The organism is Prevotella brunnea (assembly GCF_008016795.1).
Classification (GTDB): Bacteria; Bacteroidota; Bacteroidia; order Bacteroidales; family Bacteroidaceae; genus Prevotella; species Prevotella brunnea.
On the sequence record NZ_SDIK01000078.1, the window covers coordinates 19,648 to 27,133 of the forward strand.

Sequence of the window (7,486 nt, forward strand, 5' to 3'; positions counted from 1 at the left end):
ACATAAATTCAAAGAAAATGGCATATAGTTTTGAAGAGCTGGTCCAGCTCAAACAGGACAGACGGATAGGATGGCTGCAGTTCACGCTCGAAGGTGAACATGCGAACGACTTCATGCAGTGGTGCAAGGAACACAACATCCATCCCAGCGAAGATACCGCAGAGTTCTATATGGAGTCGGTGGAACTGAATATGCAAGATAAGCAAATCTTGGCGGAGGACGACTATGACTACAGCTGGAACTGAAACAAAGACGCTCGGTCAGAAAGCCGTGGACAGATTCACGGAGATGATGATTGAGCGTATGGAACAGATGAAGTCCGTTGGCTGGCGCAAGGGGTGGATTGGCGGTGCCACCGCCCCCGGTGCCATGCCGCAGAATGTATCCGGGCGTGGATATTCGGGAAGCAACTCTTTCTTCCTCCAACTGGACACGGCTCTTCGTGGCTACTCCATGCCCGTGTACCTCACCTTCAAGCAGGCCAACGACATGGGAGCACATGTGAAGAGAGGTGAGTCGGCTATGCCAGTACTCTACTGGGATATCATAGCAAGGGACAAGGATGGTAAGAAAGTTTCTAAAGAGGCCTACCGCAAGATGAGCCTTGCAGAGCGGATGCAGGTGCAGACCATTCCTTTCCTAAAAGCCTTCAATGTGTTCAATGTCGATCAGACCAATCTGGCTGAGGTGAAGCCTGACAAGGTGGAAGCTCTCAAAAAGCTGTTTGCCCCACCAGAGCTGCGAGATGCCGAAGGGATGTTTACCAGCAAGGCTCTCGACCGTATGTTTGAAAAGCAGGAGTGGATTTGTCCTATCCAATATGATAAGCAGGTACCCGGTGCATATTTCTCTCCCTCCAAGGACATCATCGTCATTCCAAGGAAAGAGCAGTTCAACATCGGCAAGACACTGGAAGAGGTCTATAAGGACGGTATGGAATACTACTCCACGGCCCTGCACGAGATGGCTCATTCCACCGGTACGGAACCTCGGCTGAACAGGGGCAGCCATGAGAAGTTCGGCGATGCGAAATACGCCAAGGAGGAACTGGTGGCTGAGCTGACGGCAGCGATGGTAGGCAACTCGATGGGCTTTGACAAGTGTATTCTGGACAACAATGCGGCTTACCTCAATAGTTGGATCTCCACTCTCAAGGAAAATCCTAAGTTCATCGTGTCGGTGATGGCCGACGTGAACAAGGCTGCTAACATGGTACTGGAAGAGGTGGACAAGCAGAAAATGGCGTTGGGTGAAGAGCCCTTGCTCGATAAAAACAGAAACCTTTCTAACGACATTCCCAAGGACAAGGTCGTCTTTGAGAACGCCTCCATCATCAAGCAAAATGATGGCGACTATGCGGTGCGAGCCTCATTCCAAGGTCAAGATTTGGGACTCAAACCGATTGACCGAAATGTGGGCATCCTCTATTTCTCTCTCTCGGAAGAAACGGAGAAGGCGCGTCTGCTCTCCCATACGCTGGAAAAAAGTTTTGGAGATGTAGTCATGGCACAGACACAGCAGCATGCTCATCGTATGAAAATATAACCCTTTATACTTGTAGGCAGTTATGAAACAGAGTGTAAACTACAAAGACCTAAAAACAAAGGTAGGCGTAGATGATATTGCCTATTATCTGGGCTATCGTCTCGACCGCTCGGCTGGTGTGGGAAGATACATTGAAATGGTTTTGTCTGACTCCACGGGGCATCAGGACAAGCTCATCATCAAGAACCCGAAGGAGAAGGCGGCGCAAACTTATTTCCGGCGTAACGGGGCGAGAGGCGGTGATGTGGTATCTTTGATACGTGAGAACCTTAGCAGCTTCCACGAGTCTGGAAGAAACGAGTGGGAAATCATCGGCAAGGTGATGGCCCACTTCGCCAATGAGCCGATTCCTGACTATGGGGATAGCCAGTATCTTACGAAAGCTGGGTACACGGGTAATACCGTGTTTGATCCGAAACGCTATGAAACGAAGGATGTTAATGGTGCACCGTCGGAAGTAATGGCGTTCTTTGTCCAGCGTGGCATCAACGAGGAGACGGTGAGTGCCTTCGCACCATTTATCAAGCAAATAAGGGACAACAGCCATACCACCTACAAGCAGTTCAACATCGGCTTCCCTTATACGGAGGCTGGCAAGGACAAGGTGGTGGGCTATGAAATCCGTGGCTTTGGCTCATTCAAGAGTAAGGCAGCTGGTACTAACTCGACGACGGGGGCATGGATTGCTGATCTCTCACAAGGTGGAGAGCCTACAGACATCAGAAATATCTATTTCGCTGAAAGTGCCTACGACATCATGGCGTTCTATCAGCTGAATCACCTTCGCTTAGATGGTACTCATTCGGTATTCGTATCGTTGGGTGGCACGTTCTCCGACAGTCAGATCAAGGGTATCATGGCGCATTACCCGGAAGCCAAGGCGATGGACTGTTTTGATAATGACCTTGCCGGGCGTATCTATGGAATCCGCATGGCTGCCTTGCTGGAGGGCATCCGCTTGAATGTGCATAAGGAAGAGGACAAGGTGAAGATTACTGTTGGCGCGAAGAACTTTGCCATTGCTAATGAACAGCTGTCCATCCGTGAGCTTCGCAAGCATATCCACATCCGCTATAATGTAGGTGAATGGAAGGCTGCTGCGAACTACAAGGACTGGAACGACCAGCTGATGGGTAAACAGATGGAAGTTGTGGCGGTAGAAAACAAGTTTGCAAGAGATCGGAATCTGGCTGACCGCCGAGAGAAAGGGGTGGGCTTATGAAACGAATCTTCATCATATCATTGTTGGGTAGTTTAACTTTCTGCCCTATGATGGCACAACAGACGGACCCGACGCTGACGGGTGCAGTGATAGCGCAGAGCGGAATGCTGAAAAAGATTTTCAAGGACCGCGAGAAGACACAGAAGAAAATCATTGCTGCGGAAACGGCAGTCACTGTGGCGATGGACAGAATGCACAAGGTGGAAGACAAGATGCTGACGTATCTCTCCAATGCACAAGGAGCCATGCAGAACCTTTATCAGATCAAGCGAGCGGCAGAACTGACAACAGTAGAGATTCCACGAAACATGAGCCTGTTGCGCCAGTCGCTGCCCGGTCATCTGAAAGGAACGGCCATTGCTCTCTTGGTGTCTGATGAACTGACGGATGCTGCCACGCAAATGGCTTCGCTCTATCCGTTCATGAAACAACTGGTAACGAGCGGCACATACAACGTGAGTGGCTATGATGTCACCGGCAAGTCTGTGAATGAGAAGCATAAGGTAAACCTACTGTCATCGGCGGAACGGTATTACATTGCCAATGAGGTGGTGACGAAACTGGAGACGATCAACACCGATCTGTGGCTGCTGGCATGGCAGATAAGGACGTACTCGTGGAATGACCTGTGGTTTGGACTTGACCCTGAAGGTTGGGCCACGGTGATGTCAGGAAAGGCGATTGTGGATGGACTAATCTATGAGTGGAAATATATTTGAGAGGTCTGAATATGGGCATTTTTCTGTACTTTTGCATGGCGACACTTTGTTATTTCGAGGAAGAGCAGTGCAAACAACGGATTTGCCTGGTAATCATTAAACTTTAAGAAATAGCAAAGATATGAGTGATACAAATAACTTAATGATTTGCCCCGTTTGTGGCAGAGGTACAATGGTGCACGACGAGCAGGACTGGAAGTGCAGTGAGCAGTCCTGTGGATTCGTTATCCCTAATCGTTTGTTTAATTTGGAGATAACGGAGGAACTGGTGGCGCCACTTGTCAAGCATGGTCATACGGGGGTGCTCTCTCTGCAAAACAAGGACGGACAGTATTTTAAGGCGGCTCTCGTCATCCGTAATGGAAAGGTGGAGGTATCATCAGGTGTACATTATATCGACGGAGTATGTCCTATCTGTGGAGGTAAGATGCGCAAGACTTCAAAGGGCTACCGATGTGAAAATTCCATCGGTGAGCATCCATCGTGTGACTTTATGATTCCGGGTATTATCTGCAACCGTAGGATTATGGAGCAGGATGCCGTGGCGTTCTTGAATGGCAAGCATATCGCCCTGGAGGGCTTTGCCTCAAATGAGTGGAAGATGTTTGCCTCGTCGTTGTCGATAGCCGAAGGCAAGGTGAAGCTGGAATCGCGCATCGCAAAGTGTCCGCATTGCGGCGGCGACCTGCATGTTGGGCTGAAGGCCTACAACTGTGCCAACTATCGCAATGCCGAACATCCATGCAAGTTCTCTATCTGGCGTAACATCAGCGGTCATGCCGTATCGGTGGAGGAGGTGAAGCAAATTTGCGAACAGGGCGTAACCAGGGACTGCATCGAATTTTACAAGGAAGACGGTACAGTGTACTACAAGCGGCTGCAACTGACACCTGAAAAAGACAGAATAATCATGATTTAAGCAGTTATTAGTGATGAAAAGAAAAAGTATTATATATGTAGTGGTGGCATTGTTATGCCTCACTGGTTGTAAAAATAAGCGTCATGCGTTGAAGCAGTTGGCTGTGGAAAATCTGAAAGAATCGATGGAATATCCTAAGCAATTGCAGGTGTTGGCTATATCAGAGCCTGATTCGGCTTTTGGGTTCAGCTACTTCTCGCAACAAGAGAAGGCGGGCATCATCCGTATCATGAAGTCGGTCACGGATAGTATTATGAAACGTACCAATAATATGCAGTCGCTGGACATCAATGACTTCTACGTGATGGATCTCGCCGAAAGGCAGATGCGTGCCAACTCGGACATTCGACAGATGCTCAGTCAGGCTACTGGCAAAAAGGAATGGACGGGATGGAAAGTGAAGATCGACTATCAGGCGATAACGCATCATGGCATGAAATACAATGCTGAACGGTGGTTCTTTATCAGTAAGGACGGCAAGGCGGTGGTGAGGACGTTTGAACTACCGCTGCCATAAAAGTTCTTTCATGAAGATACATGGTAAAAAAATAGCAGGGGAAGTTATCTGTAGCTTCCCCTGTTTCTTCCTTTAGTATTATAGACTTGCTGTTTATACTATTTCCAGATATTCGCTTTTTCCAACAGAAAATCGTAAAGTCCAATTACCAAGATTCCATTCTCATTGTAACCAGTACTGTAATGATCGCCGGCAATGATAATCTTGCGAAAGCCGTCTGACACTTGCAAGAGTGAGGCTTGTTCCTGATCAACTTTCTCCTTTGAAGGTAAAGCATAGGCAGACTGAATGTATAATCGTTCATCATGTCGATTGACGACAAAATCTATTTCGAGGTTTCGTCTTGTTAGTTTGCCGTTATTATCGCGTTTGAAACTTTCAACTAATCCGACATCAACCGAGAAACCATTGCGGCATAAGTCGTTATATACAACATTCTCCATAATATGGGTTGGCTCAAATTGGCGGAATTCAACAACGGCATTCCTTATCCCTAAATCCTCGAAATAATACTTGGTTTCTGTGCCGATATATTTCCTACCCTTGACATCATAGCGTAATGCTTCGCTGATGATGAATGCATCTTGCAGACACGCGATGTATTTGGCTATCGTTGCAGGGGCAACATCTATGCCTGCGGCAGTCTTGAAAGTGTTTGAAATTCGTCGCACGTTGGTACTCGCCCCCATAGTAGAGGCAAGAATACGAACCAGCTCCCGTAAGCCGTCTGCATTCTTTAGATGGTTGCGGTCAATAACGTCTCTTAGATACACCGTCTCAAAAATCTCGCGGAGGTAATTCTGCTTGTCTTTAGCTCGTTTCATTCCTGCCACAGCTGGCAGGCCACCATATTTATAGTATTGATCCAGGGCTTCTGCCTTTTCACCACCTATCACCTCATAATATTCTGCAAAACTAAGTGGGTGGATGCGTACTTCCCATCCTCGTCCACGAAATTCCGTTATAATGTCTCTTGAAAGGAATTTTGCATTTGAGCCGGTAACATACACTTCTGCATTGGGTACGCCAAGGTAAGAGTTAAGAACATCCTCAAACTCACTGACCAACTGCACCTCATCCAACAGAATGTAATACTTCTCTGCATCTGTCATCAATTTATCGATATGTTCAAGAAGTGCATCTGGATTACGTAGCTTCTTATTTCGGCGATCCTCCAAATTGACTTTAATAATGTGATCTTCGTGAATGCCCCTTTCAAGAAGACTCTTTCGGAAGATATTGAAAAGGAGGAATGACTTGCCACAGCGTCGCATCCCGGTGATGATTTTGATCATACCGTTTCCATCAGCATTCTGTAGTTGGCTTAGGTAATACTTCCGTTCAAATAGCATTTTAGAATATATTTTTGTGTCACGACACAGATTTATGCAGCAAATATAACTATTTCATGTCATTTAAGCAAGAAAACAGTAATTATTTTCTTGTTTTCCTTATTATCAGAGAAAGGTACGTCATGATGTGCGGTATTTACTTTCTATCATTTCCATGTTTGCGGTTGCCTCCTTGTTGCAAGTACTCATTTTCTTTGCAAAGTTACGGCATAGGAAAGAGCGGCAAGCACCGCTATGGCTATACGCAGAAAAATAGACGGCAGCCTTCCTCAAATCAAGATTTGGGTATTCCGTCAATTTTTCCGTGCATTGCTTGCCTTGTCTTTCCCGCTTATGCCGTCCTTTCTTGCTCGAAAATCAAGTACCTGCAAGAAGTCTGAAGACTTCACAAAAGGGAAAAGATTAAGATTGATAACCTCTTAAAATGATAAGTTATGCACGCATGGATTTTTCAATTATCGGAAGAACGCATCGAGGGCTATCTTTGTGAAGATACCTTGTTGCAGGGTGATGGCAGCGATTATGACTATTGTGCCGCCATATCAGAAGAAGAACGGAAGAGAGCCGTTTACTCGCTCATGGCTCATATTCTGCCATTGGGTATGTTTCGCCTGAAAGATGAAACGACTTTGGTGTATCAAGGCGGGTTTGAGCAGTGGAAACGTGAGTGGGTTGAGCGTATTCAGACGAAAGCGGCAAAGGTAAACACGGAAAACGTGATGAACTTTTGCGGTGAGGTATACCAGTTGGAGACCGAGCTGCAAAATCCGCTGGACACTGATGCCCAATTCTACCTTTGTAATGACGACTATCAGACTTTTGCGGAAAAGTCGGCGGAGTTGATGCGCATGGTGGAGCATCTGACGGAGGGTGACGAACTTTATATCGGTGGTATCATTGATTTTCATTTCTAAAAGCATGGGGAATATCAGTATTTTTTCGATAGAGGGCGTTGATGCAAGAGAGATTAGCAATGCGCAGTTGGGCGATGCCCTATTTGCACCCTGTAGTGTGTGCGACAAGTGGAAAGAAGATTTTCCATCAGTGGACAATCTATTTTACGGATATGTGGAAGATGACATCTTCTACAGCTATTCAGACGACGAGTTTGAAACCCACGTCAATGCGATGTTTGACTAAGTAGAACCAGGAGTGTGCCGAGTTACAGGCATACTCCTGCAAAAGGAAATACAATTATTACTGTCCGCTAAA

9 protein-coding genes are annotated in these 7,486 nt (G+C 46.7%); 8 read left to right on the forward strand and 1 reads right to left on the reverse strand.

What is annotated here, in order from left to right:
• The first annotated feature begins 17 nt into the window (after positions 1-17).
• The 6 genes from ETF27_RS09650 (at position 18) to ETF27_RS09675 (ending at position 4,922) form a co-directional block, all read left to right on the forward strand.
• Positions 18-245, forward strand: coding sequence for a hypothetical protein (locus ETF27_RS09650; protein WP_130829441.1), 228 nt, complete (start codon positions 18-20; stop codon positions 243-245).
• A complete protein-coding gene (locus ETF27_RS09655) occupies positions 226-1,545 on the forward strand; it encodes an ArdC family protein (RefSeq protein WP_130829444.1) in 1,320 nt (439 codons plus the stop codon). The genes ETF27_RS09650 and ETF27_RS09655 overlap by 20 nt, the downstream gene beginning before the upstream one ends.
• A 22-nt stretch (positions 1,546-1,567) precedes the next feature.
• Entirely contained in the window at positions 1,568-2,767 is a 1,200-nt protein-coding gene (locus ETF27_RS09660; RefSeq protein WP_130829446.1) for a toprim domain-containing protein, read from the forward strand.
• On the forward strand, positions 2,764-3,486 hold the full coding sequence (locus ETF27_RS09665) for a hypothetical protein (RefSeq protein WP_130829448.1): 723 nt from the start codon (positions 2,764-2,766) through the stop codon (positions 3,484-3,486). Before ETF27_RS09660 ends, ETF27_RS09665 begins: the two co-directional genes overlap by 4 nt.
• A gap of 121 nt (positions 3,487-3,607) precedes the next feature.
• A complete protein-coding gene (locus ETF27_RS09670) occupies positions 3,608-4,405 on the forward strand; it encodes a topoisomerase C-terminal repeat-containing protein (protein WP_130829450.1) in 798 nt (265 codons plus the stop codon).
• 13 nt (positions 4,406-4,418) lie between these two features.
• Positions 4,419-4,922 (forward strand): hypothetical protein, encoded by a 504-nt coding sequence (locus ETF27_RS09675; protein ID WP_130829452.1) that lies wholly within the window; start codon positions 4,419-4,421, stop codon positions 4,920-4,922.
• A 98-nt stretch (positions 4,923-5,020) separates the two neighbouring features.
• Here the strand turns inward: ETF27_RS09675 and ETF27_RS09680 are convergent, their stop codons facing one another.
• The gene (locus ETF27_RS09680; protein ID WP_130829454.1) at positions 5,021-6,274 is read right to left on the reverse strand and encodes an ATP-binding protein; all 1,254 of its coding nucleotides are present in this window, start codon (positions 6,272-6,274) and stop codon (positions 5,021-5,023) included.
• A 434-nt stretch (positions 6,275-6,708) separates the two neighbouring features.
• Between ETF27_RS09680 and ETF27_RS09685 the strand changes: the two genes are divergently transcribed.
• Both ETF27_RS09685 and ETF27_RS09690 read left to right on the forward strand, forming a co-directional pair.
• Entirely contained in the window at positions 6,709-7,188 is a 480-nt protein-coding gene (locus ETF27_RS09685) for a hypothetical protein (protein WP_130829455.1), read from the forward strand.
• 4 nt (positions 7,189-7,192) lie between these two features.
• Complete coding sequence (locus ETF27_RS09690) at positions 7,193-7,414, forward strand: NrfD family oxidoreductase membrane subunit (protein WP_130829457.1); 222 nt, start codon at positions 7,193-7,195, stop codon at positions 7,412-7,414.
• The last annotated feature ends 72 nt before the right edge of the window (positions 7,415-7,486 follow it).

Bases quoted from the DNA above. Each gene is read 5' to 3' on its own strand.
- ETF27_RS09650 (WP_130829441.1), top strand. From the start codon at position 18: ATGGCATATAGTTTTGAAGAGCTGGTCCAGCTCAAACAGGACAGACGG.
- ETF27_RS09655 (WP_130829444.1), top strand. From the start codon at position 226: ATGACTACAGCTGGAACTGAAACAAAGACGCTCGGTCAGAAAGCCGTG.
- ETF27_RS09660 (WP_130829446.1), top strand. From the start codon at position 1,568: ATGAAACAGAGTGTAAACTACAAAGACCTAAAAACAAAGGTAGGCGTA.
- ETF27_RS09665 (WP_130829448.1), top strand. From the start codon at position 2,764: ATGAAACGAATCTTCATCATATCATTGTTGGGTAGTTTAACTTTCTGC.
- ETF27_RS09670 (WP_130829450.1), top strand. From the start codon at position 3,608: ATGAGTGATACAAATAACTTAATGATTTGCCCCGTTTGTGGCAGAGGT.
- ETF27_RS09675 (WP_130829452.1), top strand. From the start codon at position 4,419: ATGAAAAGAAAAAGTATTATATATGTAGTGGTGGCATTGTTATGCCTC.
- ETF27_RS09680 (WP_130829454.1), bottom strand. From the start codon at position 6,274: ATGCTATTTGAACGGAAGTATTACCTAAGCCAACTACAGAATGCTGAT.
- ETF27_RS09685 (WP_130829455.1), top strand. From the start codon at position 6,709: ATGCACGCATGGATTTTTCAATTATCGGAAGAACGCATCGAGGGCTAT.
- ETF27_RS09690 (WP_130829457.1), top strand. From the start codon at position 7,193: ATGGGGAATATCAGTATTTTTTCGATAGAGGGCGTTGATGCAAGAGAG.